Genomic DNA, 16863 nt, shown 5'->3' with positions numbered 1-16863 from the left:
GATCTTGCATTCTAATTTAATGCACTTTGTCTGCTGTCATTCGTTTTCTAAACAAAGATAGACATACTGCTTAAGAATAGAATTTTTTTCAAAAAAACACAAGTCTAGAAGGCTGTGTTTTGTTAAAAAATCACGAAAATCTAACCAAAATTTCCGTTAAAAAACTAAAATTATGTTATGATACGTTTGGTTTACTGATTTTTCACTAAAAAAATTTGATGATCATAACACGATAGTAGATACATTCAGTCAGACTCTTGATTTGAGTCGATTCATCATCGAATAAATTACAAATAACACGAGGCAAGCATAGGAGGACAAATATGAGAATCTTAGTTACGTTAGGTGGTACAAGTGAACGAATCGATCAAGTGCGCGAGATTACCAATCAATCGACTGGTACGCTAGGTTGTTTGATCGTTGCTGAATGGTTAGCACAACAAGCTACAGTCGATGCAATCGTTACGACACATGCCAAAAAACCTGCACCTCATGAACAGCTTAGCGTCTATCCCATCCACGATACCGCTGATCTAGTAACGACAATGACAACATTACTGACAACGCATACTTATGATGCGGTAATCCATAGTATGGCCGTGAGTGATTTCACGCCAAGTGCGAGTTTATCCCAAGCACAATTACTTGAAGCATTAAACCAGTGGCACTATACTCATCCTAACGAAGACTTTACAGCACAATGGTTTGATACATTGCCTCATCCTGTAGAAAATAAACTCTCGTCGGCGACAGATCACTTGACTGTCATTTTAAAAAAAACACCCAAAGTCATTCAACTGATCAAACAATACCAACCTACTACGCTATTAGTCGGCTTTAAATTATTGGTTCAAGTCGAACAAGATGAATTGATCGCTGTAGCAAAAAAAGCACAGCAAACCAATCAAGCAGATTTTGTGTTAGCCAATGACCTTAGCCAAATCACAGCTTCTACACACGTAGGTTATCTTGTGAATGAACAAGGAATTTTAGCGCAAGCCAATACTAAAGCAGAAATCGCGCACGTAATCGTGTGCACGCTTGTCCCTATAATCAAAAGAAAGAAGGCATAATTAGATGAACGCAAAACGAATCGTATTAGGTGTCAGCGGAAGTATCTCAGCTTATAAAGCAGCAGATTTAGTGAATGAATTGACCAAATCTGGATACGAAGTCGATGTCTTGATGACTCAAAGTAGTCAATCTTTCATTACACCGCTAACACTTCAAGCATTATCTAAACGTAAGGTCCATACGAGTGTAATGGATGAAGAACAGCCTGAAAAGATCAATCACATTGAACTAGCGAAACAAGCAGATTTATTTATAGTTGCACCAGCTACAGCCAATACCATTGCGAAATTAAGTCACGGCATGGCAGATGACTTGATTTCTACTGTAGCGTTGGCCTTACCTAATGAGGTACCGAAATTAATTGCCCCCGCCATGAATACAGTTATGTACGAACATGTCTTGACACAAAAAAATCTTGCTTCCTTGAAAGAAATCGGCTATGATGAAATTCTTCCTAGACAAGCTTTACTAGCCTGTGGCGACTACGGTCGTGGTGCATTGGCATCGCTAGAAACTTTACTAGAAGCCGTCGATACAACACTTAACACATAATCAGGGGGAACGTGACATGAATCGTCGATCTAAACACTTCGACTTAGTATTAACTGCATTTTTTCTAGCTATTTTATTGCTTTTTGCTTCCGTACCATTCTTAGGCTTTATCCCTTTAGGTCCTATCAATGCTACAACGATGCATATTCCAGTCATTATCGCTTCCATCGTATTGGGACCACGATTAGGCGGATTTTTAGGCGGTTGTTTTGGCATTATCAGTATGATTCGCTCAACTGTTATCGTCACGCCACTTTCATTTGTATTTTCGCCTTTTGTTGCACCGATTGGAGCTGAACATGGAAGTATCCAAGCTGTAATCATCGCGCTTGTTCCACGTATTTTGATTGGGATCGTGCCTTATTATGTGTATCGTGCCTTATTAAAGTTGACCAAACAACGCTATCAACCAGTGCTATTGTTTATCGCTGGAACCTTGGGCGGGTTAACGAACACGATTTTAGTCATGAACGGGATCTACTTTCTGTTTCAAGCTCAATATGCACAATTGATTGGAAAAAGTGGTAGTGCTGTCTATACCGCAATCAATGGCATCATTTTGACACAAGGCATTCCAGAAGCGTTAGTAGCTGGAATCGCAACGAGTGCGATCGCGACCGTTTTATTGAAACTTTATCAACGTAAACAATAAAAAGCAGTCCCATTTTGGGACTGCTTTTTATTGTTCGCCGATAATCCGAACTTCTGTCTCTAGAGAAACCGCAAATTTTTCAAAAATAACGTGTTGAATATGCGCAATCAATTCCACATAATCTGTTGCTGTAGCATGATCGATATTCACAATAAATCCTGCATGTTTCGTCGAGATCTGTGCACCACCGATACACATCCCCTGTAACCCTGCATCTTGAATCAATTTCCCGGTAAAATGGCCTTCTGGACGTTTGAAGACACTACCACATGATGGATATTCTAACGGCTGTTTGTCTTCACGTAAACGCGTAAGTTCTTGCATTTTTTCTTGAATTTCTTGTACGACACCTTGCTGTAACTCAAAGGTCACTGACAAGACGATTCCTTTTTTCTCTTGAACGGCACTATGACGATAGGAAAAAGCCATGTCTGCTGCTGTTAGGGTGCGAATCGTACCTGTTTCATCTAAATAATCACACGAAACAAATACATCTTTGATTTCACCACCGTATGCGCCTGCGTTCATATATACTGCACCGCCGATACTTCCTGGAATCCCACATGCAAATTCTAAACCAGTCAATTGGTGCTCTCCTGCAGCTTTTGAAACATCGATCAAACGAGCACCCGCTTCTACTTGAATCGTTGTATGGTCAATCGTCATATTGGTCATTTTCGTCAGCATCAATACGACGCCACGAATCCCTCCGTCACGTACGATTAAATTACTTGCATTTCCAAGAACTAACCAAGGAATCGTATGTTGTGTGCAATACGTCACGATTTGTTGGACTTCGTGCTGTGTTTTCGGGAAAACCAAGTAATCTGCCGGTCCTCCTGTTTTCGTATAGGTATACTTCATCAACGGTTCGTGCGTCAAAATTTCCATTTCTGGAAATTCTATCGTTAATCCTGCATTATCCATATTGTACATTCCCTCTCTTTTTTAAGCATCTGCTATAGTGTAGCATGATTTCTTCAAACTTACCTTAATTTCTGTTAAAACCTTAAGAAAGATTTGCATGCCTTTCATTTGAAAACAGGATTCAGTAAAATAGAGCTATGCAAGGAGGAATACAGATGAAATTTATTTCTTGGAATGTAAATGGCTTACGTGCCGTAATGAAAAAAAACTTTATGGAGGTATTTGACGCGTTCGATGCTGATTTTTTCTGCTTACAAGAAACAAAGCTACAAGCTGGTCAAATCGACATGCCTCTAAAAGCGTATCATCAGTATTGGAACTATGCTGAAAAAAAGGGATATTCAGGAACTGCTATTTTTACAAAACATGAACCACAACACGTCACTTATGGAATCGGACAAGCAGAACATGATCAAGAAGGTCGCGTTATCACATTAGAATATCCGAATTTCTTTGTGGTTACTTGTTATACACCAAACTCACAAAACGAATTAAAACGTTTAGATTATCGTATGGAATGGGAAGATGCCTTTCTAAGCTATATCAATCAATTAGATGCACAAAAACCCGTTATCTTGTGTGGCGATTTAAATGTTGCACATCAAGAAATCGACTTAAAAAATCCAAAAACCAATCAAAAAAATGCTGGATTTACGATCGAGGAACGCCAAAAATTTACTACACTATTAGAAAATGGCTATATCGATACGTATCGCGCGTTGCATCCTGAACAAACTGGCGCCTATTCTTGGTGGAGTTATCGATTTAATGCGCGTAAAAACAATGCCGGATGGCGAATCGATTACTTCGTGATCAGCGAACGCTTGCGTCCACAATTACAAGAAGCAAACTTGTATCCGCAACTTTTAGGAAGTGACCATTGTCCAATTGAAGCGACGTTGGACCTTGAGTTAAATCCATGAATTTTTTAGCACTAGATTTTGAAACAGCTTCTTCTCAACCACATAGCGCCTGTTCCATCGCGCTGACAATGGTTCGTGAAAATAAAATTGTAGGTGAATTTTCGACATTGATCAAACCGGATACTCCATTTTCACCTCACACGATCAACGTACACCACATTACACCAGATATGGTGCAAGATGCCCCCACGTTTGCACAAGTGTGGCCAGTGATTAAACAGTATTTTAATCCAAATAGTTTGATCGTCGCCCATAACGCAGCCTTTGATAATCGTGTACTTTCAGCTTGTTTAGCTTATTCTGGATTCACACAACCAACGTATTTAACTCTAGATACGGTTCGAACAAGCCGAGCCTGTTATAAAAAATTGCCGAACCATAAACTCAATACCGTAGCCGATTATTTAAATATCTCTTTGAATCATCATGATGCATTAGAAGACAGTCGTGCTTGCGCTTTGATCTTGATTCATCAAGCGACACACTTTGATCTTTCCTTACTCAAACCTTTTGTCTCTTATTACCCAAAATAAAAACACGATCTTCTGATTTAAGCAGAAGGTCGTGTTTTTTTATAGGACATAAACGAAAGTGTAGCATATGGAACTTCAGGTAAATAGTGTTGTATGGTGTCATCAAATTGAAAACCAAAATTTTGATACAAGTTGATGGCAACAGTATTATTTGAAACGACGCTCAAACAAAGCTGATCAAGTTCTGACTCTTCTTCAAACCATATCAGCGCTTCTTCAAGTAAAATCGATCCAATCCCCATTCTTTGAAAAGTTTTTGCAACTGCAATACCGACTTCACCACGCTGTGTGTCAAGCGCTTGAATCGAAATCAATCCGATACAATCTGTCGTCGTTGCAATCAAAAATAAATGTTGCGGTGAGTCATAAATGACTGCTAATTGTTCAGCAAAGCGTTTTGGCGATAACGCTTTTATCTCTGGGTCAAAGTATACAGTGTCACTGTCTTGACTCATTTGAGAAATAAAGGCCTTGATCCTCGCAGCATCGGAAGGAATGGCTTTACGAAAACTTACTTCCATGGTGCGACCATAATCCGATCATAAAACGCTTGCGCTTGCGCACCTTCGATCGAAAATACTAAATGACGTACCGTTTCATCTGCGGGATCTTTTTTTAATGTGATCTCTAAAAAGTCATGTGGCAGTTCTTCTAACTGACGTCCCCACTCGACTACGCTCAGCCCATCACCTTCAAAATAATCTTCTAATCCAAGTTCATCCGAACCCGAAACGATCCGATAGACATCCATATGATAAAGTGGCAAGCGACCATCATATTCTCTAATAATCGTATAGGTTGGACTTTTGATCATTTGAGTAATCCCTAATCCTTTAGCGATTCCTTTGGTAAAAGTTGTTTTTCCAGCACCTAGATCACCTGTTAACAGTAAAACATCTTGTTTTTCAGCTACTTGTCCAACATGTGTCGCAAATGCTAGTAATGCATCGATTCCTACTAAACGCATCTTTTTTCTTCCTTTCAAATTGTGATAGAAAAAAGGAAAGTTCATTTTCAGAACTTTCCTTTTAAGATTTAGCTGTTTAATGTTTGTGCAGCTGTAATGATTGATAATTTGTAAACATCTTCTTCATTACATCCACGAGATAAATCAGAGATTGGTTTGTTTAATCCTTGTAAGATTGGTCCAATTGCTTCAAAGTTACCAAAACGTTGCGCAATTTTGTAGCCAATATTTCCTGATTGTAAATCTGGGAAGACAAAGACATTTACGTGACCTGCAACTTCTGAATCTGGAGCTTTTAAGTTCGCTACTGCTTGACTATAAGCGGCATCAAATTGTAATTCGCCATCAATTGCAAGTTCTGGTGCTAATTGTTGGGCAATTTTTGTTGCTTCTGCTGTCGCATCTACTTGAGGTGCTTTAGCAGAACCTTTTGAAGAAAAGCTCAACATTCCAACTTTAGGGTCGATATCAAATAATTGTGCTGTTTCAGCTGACGCAACAGCAATCTCAGCTAATTCTTGTGGTGTTGGTGCTACATTGATCGCGCAATCTGAAAAGATATATTTTTCTTGCTCATTCCCACGCATCATTAAGAACGCACCACTTGTACGGCTGATTCCTGGTTTTGTTTTGATGATTTGTAAAGCTGGGCGCACAGTGTCTCCTGTTGAGTGAATCGCACCAGACACTAAACCATCTGTGATTCCCATATATGTCAACATTGTACCAAAATAGTTTTCATCTTTTAGTAATGTTTCTGCTTGTTCACGTGTTACTTTACCGTTACGACGTTCTACGAATGCCTCTACGATTTGATCCCAACGGCCACAGTTGTCTGGATCATAAATTGTTAAATCTGAAATATTGATTCCACGTGTTTTTGCTGCTTTTTCGATTTCTTCACGTTTTCCAATCAATACAGGTTCGATCAATTCTTCTCCGTTTAAACGGGCAACTGCTCCTAAAATACGTGTATCTGTTGCTTCTGGGAACGCAATTTTGATTCCGCGACGTACGATTCTAAATTTTAAACTATCAAATAATTCCATTAGTAAAGACCCTCCATTTTTTACACATCATTCTCGTTTATCATACACTATCTACGTCAAAAAAAACAGTTTTTTCCTCCTGTATTACTATTTAGTAAGAAAGAAATGATAAGTCTTTAAAGCAATGCGCGTTTTTACTCGGGAATTTGCCATTGGATTAGACTTTGCCCTAATTCCGCCAAGGCTTGATTTATGGTAGAAAACGGCCGCGAACCAAAAAAGCCACGATATGCCGATAATGGACTAGGATGAGCTGCTGTAATAATTTTATGTTTTTGTGTATCAATTCGTTTACTCTTTTTCTGTGCTGATCCACCCCATAATACAAAAACGACTGGTGTTTGACGTTGATTGACTGCATCGATAACAGCATCTGTAAACTGTTCCCACCCTTTTTTTTGATGAGAGTTGGCTTGATGTGCTTTTACCGTAAGCACAGTATTTAACAATAACACTCCTTGTTTTGCCCAAGCATGAAGATCTCCATGTGTAGGGGCGTTTACCTTTAGATCAGACTCCATTTCTTTATACATATTTCGTAAAGAAGGAGGGATTTTTTGCCCTTTATTAACAGAAAACGCTAGTCCATTTGCTTGATGCTCATTATGATAAGGATCTTGCCCTAAGATCACGACTTTTACATCCTCGTAAGGTGTTTGTTTTAACGCTTCAAAAATTTGTTCTTGTGGCGGGAAGATTTGTTCTGTGGCATACGCTTGCTCCACAAATGTACGCAAGTCTTGCATCATTTGGGTAGAACAAATAGGTGCTAGCTCTGTTTTCCATGTTTTATTCGCCATAAAAGCCAACTCCCTCATCTTGCCAGCCTTGATTGACGAGCGCTTGTTTTTCACCAGGATTAAACGTATAGTGATGCGTCCCGGTTTTTGCATTAGGATTGTATACACGTAAAATTTCTTTTCCACCATTGGAATAAAAACTAATGCCTTCTGCACGCCAGCCCACTGAAACTAAATGCGCTACCTCTTGCTGTTGCATCGTATAATGATGATCTCCACTATTTGGATTGTACACGCGATAGACGGGATCTCCTGAAAGCGAAGAATTCCAAGCGATTCCTTCATATTTCCAGCCTACTGTAATCAAATGTTGCTTTTCATTGGTGTCGTAAGTATAAAAATGTTCGCCGCTATTTGGATTATATAAACGATACAGTGCCACAGAATTAGCTGAAGGTTGATCGTATTGTGTAAGGTCATAGGTCTCGATCAAGCGATTTAATTTTTGGTTATACTGTGGATCAGTGGCATATTTTCCAGTCAAAAATGCGGTGGCATCCTGATACGTTGGCGCATTGCTTTTCCAAGCCCCAGCATAATAGTAAACACCTGGTGAAAATGAACGCGTTCTTAATTTGTGCACATGATCTAGCAATGATTCGTTATAAGAAGGATAACGTTTAAACGCAGCATTGACTTTGATCCATTTATTGTTGACAAATTCTGATGTCTCGATCATCACCGATGCACCTTGATAATCTCCTTTGATCCCAAATAAATTATGATTTGGGGGTGACGCCAATGTACTTTGTCCCCAGTTACTTTCTAATATAGCTTGCGCAATCATCACCGATGCATATAAATCATTCTCACCAGCTAATACACGTGCATCTTCACCAACTGTTTCAATAAATTGTTGCTGACTAGCTGTCACGGCTGCTGCTTGAACTTGCGGCACCTCAAGTAGCGAACTCAATCCAATCCCAAAACAAGCAACTGCAGTCATCGACCATATTCTTTTTTTCAACGTCATCTCTTCCCTCTTTTATAATCATTTTTCTAACATTCTCCTTTATGTTACACTATATCTGTCTACCGATGCAATTCAAAAAGGAAGTGAATCGAGATGCCAGAATATTTTATCCAAGAACAACGATTAGGCACCAATACGCAAACGATCGTCAGAGATAAAGACGGACAAGCGCTTTACCTTCTGATCGGGCATTGGGGAACTAAAAATGATGTGCTCTCACTTTATTGTATGGATGGGTCGCTTGCCGCAAGCGTCAAACAAACCAGTGTATTAGTAGGAAGACGTTTTGATCTTTATCTCGACGTTCAAAAAGTTGGAACCTTGAAGAAATTGTTTAATTGGCCAGGTGATTTTTACTATATTCGACAGCTTCATTGGACTGTTTATGGAAATATCTACCATCATCACTATGCGATTCGTCATTTTCATCATCCAATCATGCACCTCAATAAAGAAACCTACCTTAAAGAAAACTATTATAAATTAACGGTACACGATGCAAAAGATGCACCGCTTTGTATTTGTATCGCAGCGATTATGGATTATTGGCTCTACAACCGAAAAAAAGAGCCTGAACCTTATTTGGCTCAACCTCTTTTTGCTTAGCTGTAGATCAGCTAAGTTTTTTTTGCATATGATCGTATACATGACCGCTGATTTGTTGTGTTTGTACGACACGATACCCAAAGGATTCGTATAATTTTTTTGCCTGAGGATTTTGTTGATCACAACACAAACCAAGATAAGATTGATCACTTGCTTTGGCTTGTTCTTCGACTGCAGCGAGTAATTGCGAGCCGATTCCTTGGCCACGCTGGCGACTAGACACACAAATCGAGTCTAGATACCATTCATTTGGTAACGTTTCTTTATCTGTAAACAATTGCCATGGTCTTACAATGTTATGCGCTCTAGCTACATGTTTCCAAGCATCATCAATAATTGCTTCTTCATCTGCTAGATAACCAAATGCGACACCTACAACTTTACCATCGACTTCTTTGACTAGTGCTCTGGTTTCACTATAACGATAAGTCGGATCTGACATCGCTTCTACGACGAATGCGATCAACTCCTCTTTAGAATACCGTGCTACGAGCGGCAATTCCATATCGGAAAAGATCACATACACTAATTCTGCCATTTGGTTTCGATCTTGTACATTTGCTGGACGAATCATCTTCTCATTCCTTTCATTGTTTAAACTAGTCGTCTGTTTTAATTCTTGCTATACTACGTAAAGAAGAAAAGGGGGAAATTTATTTTGAATATACTCTATATTTCAATCTCTGGAAATACACGTTCATTCGTCACGCGTTTACAAGCATACGCGGCGGAACAAGGAACTGTATTTTCAGTAAAAGAAATCCACGACAATACTCCATTTACGAATGAAACAGAACCATTTGTCGTCTGTGTTCCAACCTATTTAGAAGGGGGAAACGGCATCGATTCGGGTGACCAAGAGATTTTAACAGAAGCCATGCGGGACTATATCGATTATGGCGATAATCAAAGGTATTGTAAAGGCATTATCGGCAGTGGTAATAAAAACTTTAACAATCAATATTGTCTAACGGCAAAACAATACGCCGCACAGTTCCACGTTCCTTTTTTAGGAGATTTTGAACTTCGAGGCATGCAAGATGAGATTGAAAAGATTTATCAGGCTATCCTAACTGCTTCACTTATCCACACGGATCGCCAATAAAAAAAAGTTTCACGCATGAAAGCTATACCATTTTGTTTACATGTTAGACTAGCTTTCTATTTTTAGGAGTTTTTTTTACATACGGTATTTTCGGATGTGAAACATCTTTTTTTTACAACTAAATCTGTCTTGACAAAGAAAAAAAGCTACTTTTCGCTGACAAAAACGAAAAGTAGCTTGTTTAGATACTGGATTATTGCGGCAAAGTAAAGAAATCATCCAAACTATATTGTTCTCCAGCTACAATATCGTACGTGATTAATTGATAGTCATGGAAAATTTTGGCTTGTTCTTTGGTCAATGTTCTAGTGGCTTGCCAATTTTTCTGTTGATAACTCTGATTTTTTTCTTCGGCAGGTAAAAATTCTGAGACTTGATGAAGTAAAGCATAAAATCCAGAAATCGGTAATCCCCGATCGACCAATAGTTCAGGTGCAAAATAATAGGGACTTAAGATCAAATCATTCTGAGGAGTAAATGCTGTTTTTGAGTCGTAAAACATAAAATCAGTTAAATGCATTTGCACCTCTTCATTTTGTTCTCGAATCGTTTCATCATAAATACCAGGTAAATGGTCTCCCCAAAATACCACTAAGGTTCGCTGATCTAATTGCTTGAGATCAGCTAAAAAGTCCACAAAGGCTTCACTGCTAAGATGGATATCTTCTAAATAGTCTGCTGCTACCTCTGTATCAAATCCAGCCATTTGAAAAGGATGTGTCGTGTATTTCGTCCCATATGGCATATGCGTTTGCATCGTGACAAGATGGACAAATTGCGGAGTGGAACTATTTTTTAATTGTGCGAGTACTTTTTCATAGGCACTTTGATCGGATATATAAGGATTATTTTCCTGACGTACAGCGTTTTTAAAGTCACTTTGATCATAAAAGTGATCAAATCCTAAAATCGAATACACTTCTTTTCTACGGTACATAGACGTATCATAAGGATGAATCGCAGTCGTTTCATAATTTTGAGCATTTAAAAAGGAAACGAGTGAAGGCATATGGTCTAGTTTCGGAACTAACATCGTATATGACGTAGTCATTTGAGGAGCCAATAAACTCATCGAAAAGCCCGTGAGTGCTTCAAATTCGATATTTGCCGTTCCTCCCCCATAACCTTGCGATAGCATTTGACCCGCGCGTGTTTGTTGTTGCTCTACACGGTAGCGTTCAAGTGGATCATTTGGTAACGTGATTCCCTTTAAGCGTGACGGGTCAGAAAAGCTCTCACTCATTACGTATACGATATTTGGTTGCTCAGTTTCAACGACTTCTTCTTTCGCACGTGTATTGTAACGCGTGACGATATCCTCGATCGCTTGTTTAGAATAGCCTTCGACAGGCTCCATCGTGGGAACAAATAAGTTATATAAAAATCCTCCAACAAACCCTACATTATAATAATTCATTTCTTGTGAATACGGAATCCACAAAGCACTTTTGTTATATGCTTGGCGCATCCAGTTGCCCTCTTGATTAAATTGGCCCAAACTCACTAAAGCGACTGATGTCAGTAAAAAGACCACTAGACGTTTTGTTTGGTACCATTTTGGTCGAATAAGACTTCTGACGATTTGTCCTAACACTAGACCACACATACCCAATACGACAATTAAAATCAGCCAAAAAAGCCAATTCGGGATCAAATCACGAAACATTTGCCATTGAAACATCAGTCGAAAATCATCTGGATAGAGAGGTTCATTGCGATAACTCATTTTTTGGCTAGTCACAAAACCAACTAAACCGATCCCAACAAAATAAACCATCGCCCCTAACTTATACGATCCAATTACTGTAGAGAGCCAAACATATACTAAGGCTAAACAGATACTCCCTAATAAAAATTTTTCTGTATGCCATTCAAATGCAAATTTATAGGCTAAGGATACTGAAAAATGATTTTGACACCATTGTAAATAAAAATGCGAGGCAAAAATATAAACGATACTTGCAATCGTTGCACTACATTTGGCAACAAACGAAGGTCTGTTCACGTACTTCACTCCTGACAAAAAGAGAATAAAAAAAAGAGGAAACATTGCTGTTTTCCTCTCGACGTTGTTGACAGAGTCTTCCCCAAAACTCCTGTAATGTTATTATAAGACAATCCCTAATTTGTTGCAAATAAAATCCTGTTGATTTCAAAAAAATAACATCAGAAACTTTAAAATCGTTGTTATTTTTACTTCCAAAAGTCGTCAAAAATCGTAATTGGCAAGTGACGTTTATGTTGCGTTTTATTCCACCAGCGTTCAATCGTTTCTTGATCTTCAGCACGAACAGCTTTGCCTTCTAAGTAATCATCGATTGCATCATACGTTACCCCAAGTGCTACTTCATCGGCAACCAATGGACGGCCGTCTTCTAAATCGGCTGTTGGGATTTTTGTATATAAAGCCTCTGGTGCACCTAATTCTTTTAATAACGCCTTACCTTGGCGCTTATTTAAACGGAATAAAGGTAAAATATCCGCGCCACCGTCACCATACTTGGTAAAGAAGCCAGTGATATTTTCTGCTGCATGATCGGTTCCCAATACTGCCCCATGACGTTCACTTGCAATCGCGTATTGTGAGATCATACGTTGACGTGCTTTGATATTGCCTTTGTTGAAGTCACTAACAGGAATTCCCGTATCTGCAACTGCTTGAACTTGTGCATCGACTGCATCTTTGATATTAACACGTACCTCAATGTCTGCTTGGATGAATTCTAATGCACGCAAAGCATCTTCTTCATCAGCTTGTTCCCCGTAAGGCAAGCGAACTGCAATAAATTGATAATTGGGATTGCCTGTTTCATTTCGCATTTCTTCGATAGCCAGTTGTGCCAAACGCCCTGCTAATGAAGAATCTTGTCCTCCACTGATCCCTAAAACGAATGTTGTTAAAAATGGATATTGTTTTAAATAAGTTTTTAAAAAATCAATACTTTTCCGAATTTCTTCTTTTGGATCAATAGTTGGTTGTACACCTAATTCTGCAATAATCGCTTCTTGTGTCGTCATTTAGATTCCTCCTACTTTATTCCTCTACTTTTAGCGCTTGAACATTTTTTCGTACTTGTTCAATCAAACGCATCTTATGATTCCAACATTCTTGTGATAAGTCCACAGGATACGGTTGTGGATTTAGATCACGTTTGTATTCATCCCATAATGAATCTAAGCTCGCTTTTGAATAAGCTTTGATTTCTTCTAAAACAGGTAAGTCATAGACTAGCGTTCCTTCTTGGTAGATATCTAACAATAAAGGACGCGCGTGGAAATCTTTGATGGTTTTATTGATAAATGTGTGGACCGGGTGGAACATAAACAACTCCGTTTGAGTCCGTGGATCTTCATCCCAAAGCGTGATGTAATCTCCTTCTGATTTCCCATTCGAACGTCTTGTGATTCGCCAAATTTGCTTTCTTCCTGGTGTGGAAACTTTTTCTGCATTACTGGACAACTTGATCGTATCGATCATTTGTCCATGATCATCTTCCATCGAAACCAGTTTATACACAGCGCCTAATGCGGGTTGGTCATATGCGGTAATCAATTTTGTTCCAACACCCCATACATCGATTTTCGCTTTTTGCATTTTAAGACTTAAGATCGTACTTTCATCTAAATCATTTGATGCAAAGATTTTTGCATCTGTAAATCCAGCTTCATCTAATTGTTCACGTACTTTTTTTGAGATATATGCCATATCTCCACTATCGATTCGTACACCTAAAAAGTTGATGCTGTCTTTCATTTCGTTTGCAACGCGGATCGCATTAGGTACACCTGAACGCAAGGTATCATACGTATCGACTAAAAAGACACAATCACGATGCGTTTTTGCATACGCCATAAAGGCATCATAATCGTTTCCATACGATTGAACCAATGAGTGTGCATGGGTTCCGCTTGCTGGAATCCCAAAAATTTTACTTGCACGGACATTACTCGTAGCATCTGCTCCACCAATAAAAGCAGCACGGGTTCCCCAAATGGCCGCATCTAATTCTTGCGCACGTCTTGAGCCAAATTCTAATAACGGATCTTCTCCAATGACAGATTTGATACGCGCGGCTTTTGTTGCAATCAACGTTTGGAAATTGACCATATTCAATAGGGCAGTCTCAATCAATTGGGCATGGGCGATCGGACCTTCTACTTGAATCAACGGTTCATTGTTGAACACCAATTCCCCTTCTTTTACAGCACGCACGGTACAGGCAAATTTAAATTCACGTAAATACGCTAAAAAACCTTCGGAATAGCCGCCTACTTCGCGTAGATAAGCTAAATCTGTTTCAGTAAATTTCAAATGTTCTAAATAGTGAACAAGGCGTTCTAAACCAGCAAAGATGGCGTAACCATGTTGAAAAGGCATGTCACGAAAGTAACATTCAAAAACTGCATGACGATCAGCTCTGCCTAATTCCCAATATGTTTGCATCATATTAATTTGATAAAGATCAGTATGTAGCGTTAAACTATCATCTGGATAGATATTTTGCATGAGTGCAACTCCTCTTTTTTAATCTTTCCTTATTTTATAACAGATAGATTGAAAAAAGAAGTAGAAATGTTCCGCTTCACCTTTTCCCAAAGATTCATCAGGAGTTTTTCATGTTATACTTACCTCAAATAAGATTGGAGGAACTGAGCATGGGATTATTCGATGGACTTTTAGGCAACAACACAAAAACAGATACGGCCAATGTAACACGCGAATTGCAATCGATCTTGATTTCAAATGAAACTGTCGATTTAGCGTTCACTTTGATTCGCGACTTAGTCGTATTTACCAACAAACGCTTGATCATTGTTGATAAACAAGGCGTAACAGGGAAGAAAAGTCAATATCATAGCATTCCTTATCGCAGCATTTCACACTTTAGTATTGAAACAAGTGGCCATTTTGATTTAGATGCCGAACTAGACATTTGGATTTCTAGCGCGGTAGAACCGACAATCACATTACCTTTTCGAAAAGATGACAGCATTCTTGCCATCCAACAAGCGTTAGCCACTGCAGTATTGCACTAAAAAAAGAACTTGCCTAGGCAAGTTCTTTTTTTTTTACATCATGCCGCCCATCATAGATGGATCCATTGGTGGCATTGGTTTTTCTGGTTCTGGTTTATTGGCCACAACCGCTTCTGTAGTTAATAATAATGCTGCTACGGATGCTGCATTTTGTAATGCCGAACGCGTTACTTTTGTTGGATCAACGATTCCAGCTTCTAGCATGTTCACCCATTCGCCAGTTGCTGCATTAAATCCAATGCCTAGTTCAGCTTGTTTTAATTTATCAATAATGACTGAACCTTCGTAGCCTGCATTTTCTGCAATTTGGCGTACTGGCTCTTCTAATGCACGAACAACGATACGAATTCCTGTTGCCACATCACCTTCTGCTTCTAATTGTGCGACTTTTTGAATCACGTTGACTAAAGCAGTTCCTCCACCAGAAACCATGCCTTCTTCAACAGCAGCACGAGTTGCATTTAATGCATCTTCAATACGTAGTTTCATTTCTTTTAATTCCGTTTCAGTTGGTGCACCAACTTTTACTACTGCCACACCACCTGCTAATTTCGCTAGACGTTCTTGTAGTTTTTCACGATCAAAGTCTGACGTCGTTTCAGCGATTTGATTGCGGATGATTTGAACTCGAGCAGCAATCGCTTCTGTTTGTCCTGCTCCTTCAACGATCGTTGTGTTGTCTTTATCCACAACGACTTTACTTGCACGTCCTAACATGTCGATTGATGCATCTTTTAATTCTAATCCTAGATCTTCTGTAATGACTGTGGCACCTGTTAAGATCGCGATATCTTCTAACATCGCTTTACGACGATCACCAAAGCCTGGTGCTTTAACCGCAACTACGTTAAATGTACCACGGATCTTGTTTAACACTAAAGTTGGCAATGCTTCACCATCGACATCGTCTGCGATGATCAATAGCGGTTTGCTTTGTTGTAAAATTTGTTCTAGTAATGGCAATACGTCTTGAATATTTGAGATTTTTTTATCTGTAATCAAGACATATGGATTTTCTAAAACAGCTTCCATTTTATCATTGTCGGTTACCATGTATTGTGAAAGGTAGCCGCGGTCAAATTGCATCCCTTCTACAACATCTAGTTCTGTTTCGATCCCTTTTGATTCTTCGATCGTAATCACGCCATCATTGCCCACTTTTTCCATTGCATCGGCAATATAGCTACCTACTTGTTCGCTTCCAGAGGAAACAGCAGCTACTTGAGCAATCGCTTCTTTAGTATTGACGATTGAAGAGATCGCATGCAATTCTTCCACTGCAGCTTTTGTTGCTAGTTCAATTCCACGACGTACGCCTAATGGGTTTGCTCCAGCCGTTACATTTTTTAATCCTTCACGGACGATTGCTTGCGTCAACACAGTTGCTGTTGTCGTACCGTCTCCAGCGATATCATTTGTTTTCGATGCAACTTCTGAAACCAATTGCGCACCCATATTTTCAAAATGATCTTCTAATTCGATTTCTTTTGCGATCGTCACACCATCATTTGTAATCAAGGGTGAACCAAAGCCTTTTTCTAATACGACATTACGGCCTTTTGGTCCTAATGTTACTTTTACTGTATCTGCTAATTTATCTACACCACGCAACATTGCTGCTCGTGCATCTTCTGCAAATTTAATGTCTTTTGCCATGTTTTATTC

General features: G+C 39.1%; 19 protein-coding genes. 8 read left to right on the top strand and 11 right to left on the bottom strand.

The window, feature by feature from the left end; genetic code table 11:
* Positions 1-323: 323 nt before the first annotated feature.
* From coaB to I573_RS06275, 3 genes are read left to right on the top strand one after another with little or no spacing between them, the layout of a single operon-like run.
* Positions 324-1073, top strand: a complete 750-nt coding sequence (gene coaB / locus I573_RS06285; RefSeq protein ID WP_016185869.1) for a phosphopantothenate--cysteine ligase — start codon at positions 324-326, stop codon at positions 1071-1073.
* 4 nt (positions 1074-1077) lie between these two features.
* Positions 1078-1626 (top strand): phosphopantothenoylcysteine decarboxylase, encoded by a 549-nt coding sequence (gene coaC / locus I573_RS06280; protein ID WP_016185870.1) that lies wholly within the window; start codon positions 1078-1080, stop codon positions 1624-1626.
* Between the two features lie 16 nt (positions 1627-1642).
* A complete protein-coding gene (locus I573_RS06275) occupies positions 1643-2278 on the top strand; it encodes an ECF transporter S component (protein ID WP_016185871.1) in 636 nt (211 codons plus the stop codon).
* Positions 2279-2305: 27 nt separating this feature from the next.
* Here the strand turns inward: I573_RS06275 and murB are convergent, their stop codons facing one another.
* The gene (gene murB, locus I573_RS06270; protein WP_016185872.1) at positions 2306-3205 is read right to left on the bottom strand and encodes a UDP-N-acetylmuramate dehydrogenase; all 900 of its coding nucleotides are present in this window, start codon (positions 3203-3205) and stop codon (positions 2306-2308) included.
* A gap of 155 nt (positions 3206-3360) precedes the next feature.
* On the opposite strand from murB, the gene I573_RS06265 reads away from it, so the two are divergent.
* Entirely contained in the window at positions 3361-4128 is a 768-nt protein-coding gene (locus I573_RS06265; protein ID WP_016185873.1) for an exodeoxyribonuclease III, read from the top strand.
* Entirely contained in the window at positions 4125-4661 is a 537-nt protein-coding gene (locus tag I573_RS06260; RefSeq protein ID WP_016185874.1) for a 3'-5' exonuclease, read from the top strand. The genes I573_RS06265 and I573_RS06260 overlap by 4 nt, the downstream gene beginning before the upstream one ends.
* A 17-nt stretch (positions 4662-4678) precedes the next feature.
* Here I573_RS06260 and I573_RS06255 read toward each other — a convergent pair whose 3' ends face one another.
* The 5 genes from I573_RS06255 to I573_RS06235 form a co-directional block, all read right to left on the bottom strand.
* A complete protein-coding gene (locus I573_RS06255; protein WP_016185875.1) occupies positions 4679-5182 on the bottom strand; it encodes a GNAT family N-acetyltransferase in 504 nt (167 codons plus the stop codon).
* Positions 5173-5628 (bottom strand): tRNA (adenosine(37)-N6)-threonylcarbamoyltransferase complex ATPase subunit type 1 TsaE, encoded by a 456-nt coding sequence (tsaE, locus tag I573_RS06250; protein WP_016185876.1) that lies wholly within the window; start codon positions 5626-5628, stop codon positions 5173-5175. The genes I573_RS06255 and tsaE overlap by 10 nt, the downstream gene beginning before the upstream one ends.
* Positions 5629-5696: 68 nt before the next feature.
* Positions 5697-6677, bottom strand: coding sequence for a phosphate acetyltransferase (gene pta, locus I573_RS06245; protein ID WP_016185877.1), 981 nt, complete (start codon positions 6675-6677; stop codon positions 5697-5699).
* 134 nt (positions 6678-6811) lie between these two features.
* Complete coding sequence (locus I573_RS06240; protein WP_425387055.1) at positions 6812-7486, bottom strand: uracil-DNA glycosylase; 675 nt, start codon at positions 7484-7486, stop codon at positions 6812-6814.
* On the bottom strand, positions 7467-8450 hold the full coding sequence (locus I573_RS06235; RefSeq protein WP_016185879.1) for a glycoside hydrolase family 73 protein: 984 nt from the start codon (positions 8448-8450) through the stop codon (positions 7467-7469). The genes I573_RS06240 and I573_RS06235 overlap by 20 nt, the downstream gene beginning before the upstream one ends.
* Before the next feature lie 93 nt (positions 8451-8543).
* Between I573_RS06235 and I573_RS06230 the strand changes: the two genes are divergently transcribed.
* Positions 8544-9056, top strand: coding sequence for an LURP-one-related/scramblase family protein (locus I573_RS06230; RefSeq protein WP_016185880.1), 513 nt, complete (start codon positions 8544-8546; stop codon positions 9054-9056).
* A gap of 7 nt (positions 9057-9063) precedes the next feature.
* Here I573_RS06230 and I573_RS06225 read toward each other — a convergent pair whose 3' ends face one another.
* Positions 9064-9630: a GNAT family N-acetyltransferase gene (locus I573_RS06225; RefSeq protein WP_016185881.1), complete on the bottom strand. Its 567-nt coding sequence runs from the start codon at positions 9628-9630 to the stop codon at positions 9064-9066.
* Between the two features lie 84 nt (positions 9631-9714).
* Here I573_RS06225 and nrdI point away from each other — a divergent pair, with 84 nt between their 5' ends.
* Entirely contained in the window at positions 9715-10161 is a 447-nt protein-coding gene (gene nrdI / locus I573_RS06220; protein ID WP_016185882.1) for a class Ib ribonucleoside-diphosphate reductase assembly flavoprotein NrdI, read from the top strand.
* 193 nt (positions 10162-10354) lie between these two features.
* Here nrdI and I573_RS06215 read toward each other — a convergent pair whose 3' ends face one another.
* The 3 genes from I573_RS06215 to I573_RS06205 all read right to left on the bottom strand — a co-directional run bounded on the left by I573_RS06215 (position 10355) and on the right by I573_RS06205 (position 14668).
* Complete coding sequence (locus I573_RS06215; RefSeq protein ID WP_016185883.1) at positions 10355-12166, bottom strand: LTA synthase family protein; 1812 nt, start codon at positions 12164-12166, stop codon at positions 10355-10357.
* A 188-nt stretch (positions 12167-12354) separates the two neighbouring features.
* Positions 12355-13179: an ammonia-dependent NAD(+) synthetase gene (gene nadE / locus I573_RS06210; protein WP_016185884.1), complete on the bottom strand. Its 825-nt coding sequence runs from the start codon at positions 13177-13179 to the stop codon at positions 12355-12357.
* Positions 13180-13195: 16 nt separating this feature from the next.
* A complete protein-coding gene (locus I573_RS06205; protein ID WP_016185885.1) occupies positions 13196-14668 on the bottom strand; it encodes a nicotinate phosphoribosyltransferase in 1473 nt (490 codons plus the stop codon).
* A gap of 149 nt (positions 14669-14817) precedes the next feature.
* Here I573_RS06205 and I573_RS06200 point away from each other — a divergent pair, with 149 nt between their 5' ends.
* On the top strand, positions 14818-15198 hold the full coding sequence (locus tag I573_RS06200) for a PH domain-containing protein (RefSeq protein ID WP_016185886.1): 381 nt from the start codon (positions 14818-14820) through the stop codon (positions 15196-15198).
* A 33-nt stretch (positions 15199-15231) separates the two neighbouring features.
* Here I573_RS06200 and groL read toward each other — a convergent pair whose 3' ends face one another.
* A complete protein-coding gene (groL, locus tag I573_RS06195; protein WP_016185887.1) occupies positions 15232-16854 on the bottom strand; it encodes a chaperonin GroEL in 1623 nt (540 codons plus the stop codon).
* Positions 16855-16863 lie beyond the last annotated feature (9 nt).

It is taken from the genome of Enterococcus sulfureus ATCC 49903, assembly GCF_000407605.1.
GTDB lineage: Bacteria > Bacillota > Bacilli > Lactobacillales > Enterococcaceae > Enterococcus_G > Enterococcus_G sulfureus.
The sequence above is the reverse complement of the archived record's forward strand: the minus strand, read 5'-3'. Positions and strand labels throughout refer to the sequence as shown.

What these genes read in the sequence shown, in the direction of transcription:
- coaB (WP_016185869.1), top strand. Translation starts at nt 324, where the DNA reads ATGAGAATCTTAGTTACGTTAGGTGGTACAAGTGAACGAATCGATCAA.
- coaC (WP_016185870.1), top strand. Translation starts at nt 1,078, where the DNA reads ATGAACGCAAAACGAATCGTATTAGGTGTCAGCGGAAGTATCTCAGCT.
- I573_RS06275 (WP_016185871.1), top strand. Translation starts at nt 1,643, where the DNA reads ATGAATCGTCGATCTAAACACTTCGACTTAGTATTAACTGCATTTTTT.
- murB (WP_016185872.1), bottom strand. Translation starts at nt 3,205, where the DNA reads ATGGATAATGCAGGATTAACGATAGAATTTCCAGAAATGGAAATTTTG.
- I573_RS06265 (WP_016185873.1), top strand. Translation starts at nt 3,361, where the DNA reads ATGAAATTTATTTCTTGGAATGTAAATGGCTTACGTGCCGTAATGAAA.
- I573_RS06260 (WP_016185874.1), top strand. Translation starts at nt 4,125, where the DNA reads ATGAATTTTTTAGCACTAGATTTTGAAACAGCTTCTTCTCAACCACAT.
- I573_RS06255 (WP_016185875.1), bottom strand. Translation starts at nt 5,182, where the DNA reads ATGGAAGTAAGTTTTCGTAAAGCCATTCCTTCCGATGCTGCGAGGATC.
- tsaE (WP_016185876.1), bottom strand. Translation starts at nt 5,628, where the DNA reads ATGCGTTTAGTAGGAATCGATGCATTACTAGCATTTGCGACACATGTT.
- pta (WP_016185877.1), bottom strand. Translation starts at nt 6,677, where the DNA reads ATGGAATTATTTGATAGTTTAAAATTTAGAATCGTACGTCGCGGAATC.
- I573_RS06235 (WP_016185879.1), bottom strand. Translation starts at nt 8,450, where the DNA reads ATGACGTTGAAAAAAAGAATATGGTCGATGACTGCAGTTGCTTGTTTT.
- I573_RS06230 (WP_016185880.1), top strand. Translation starts at nt 8,544, where the DNA reads ATGCCAGAATATTTTATCCAAGAACAACGATTAGGCACCAATACGCAA.
- I573_RS06225 (WP_016185881.1), bottom strand. Translation starts at nt 9,630, where the DNA reads ATGATTCGTCCAGCAAATGTACAAGATCGAAACCAAATGGCAGAATTA.
- nadE (WP_016185884.1), bottom strand. Translation starts at nt 13,179, where the DNA reads ATGACGACACAAGAAGCGATTATTGCAGAATTAGGTGTACAACCAACT.
- I573_RS06205 (WP_016185885.1), bottom strand. Translation starts at nt 14,668, where the DNA reads ATGCAAAATATCTATCCAGATGATAGTTTAACGCTACATACTGATCTT.
- I573_RS06200 (WP_016185886.1), top strand. Translation starts at nt 14,818, where the DNA reads ATGGGATTATTCGATGGACTTTTAGGCAACAACACAAAAACAGATACG.
- groL (WP_016185887.1), bottom strand. Translation starts at nt 16,854, where the DNA reads ATGGCAAAAGACATTAAATTTGCAGAAGATGCACGAGCAGCAATGTTG.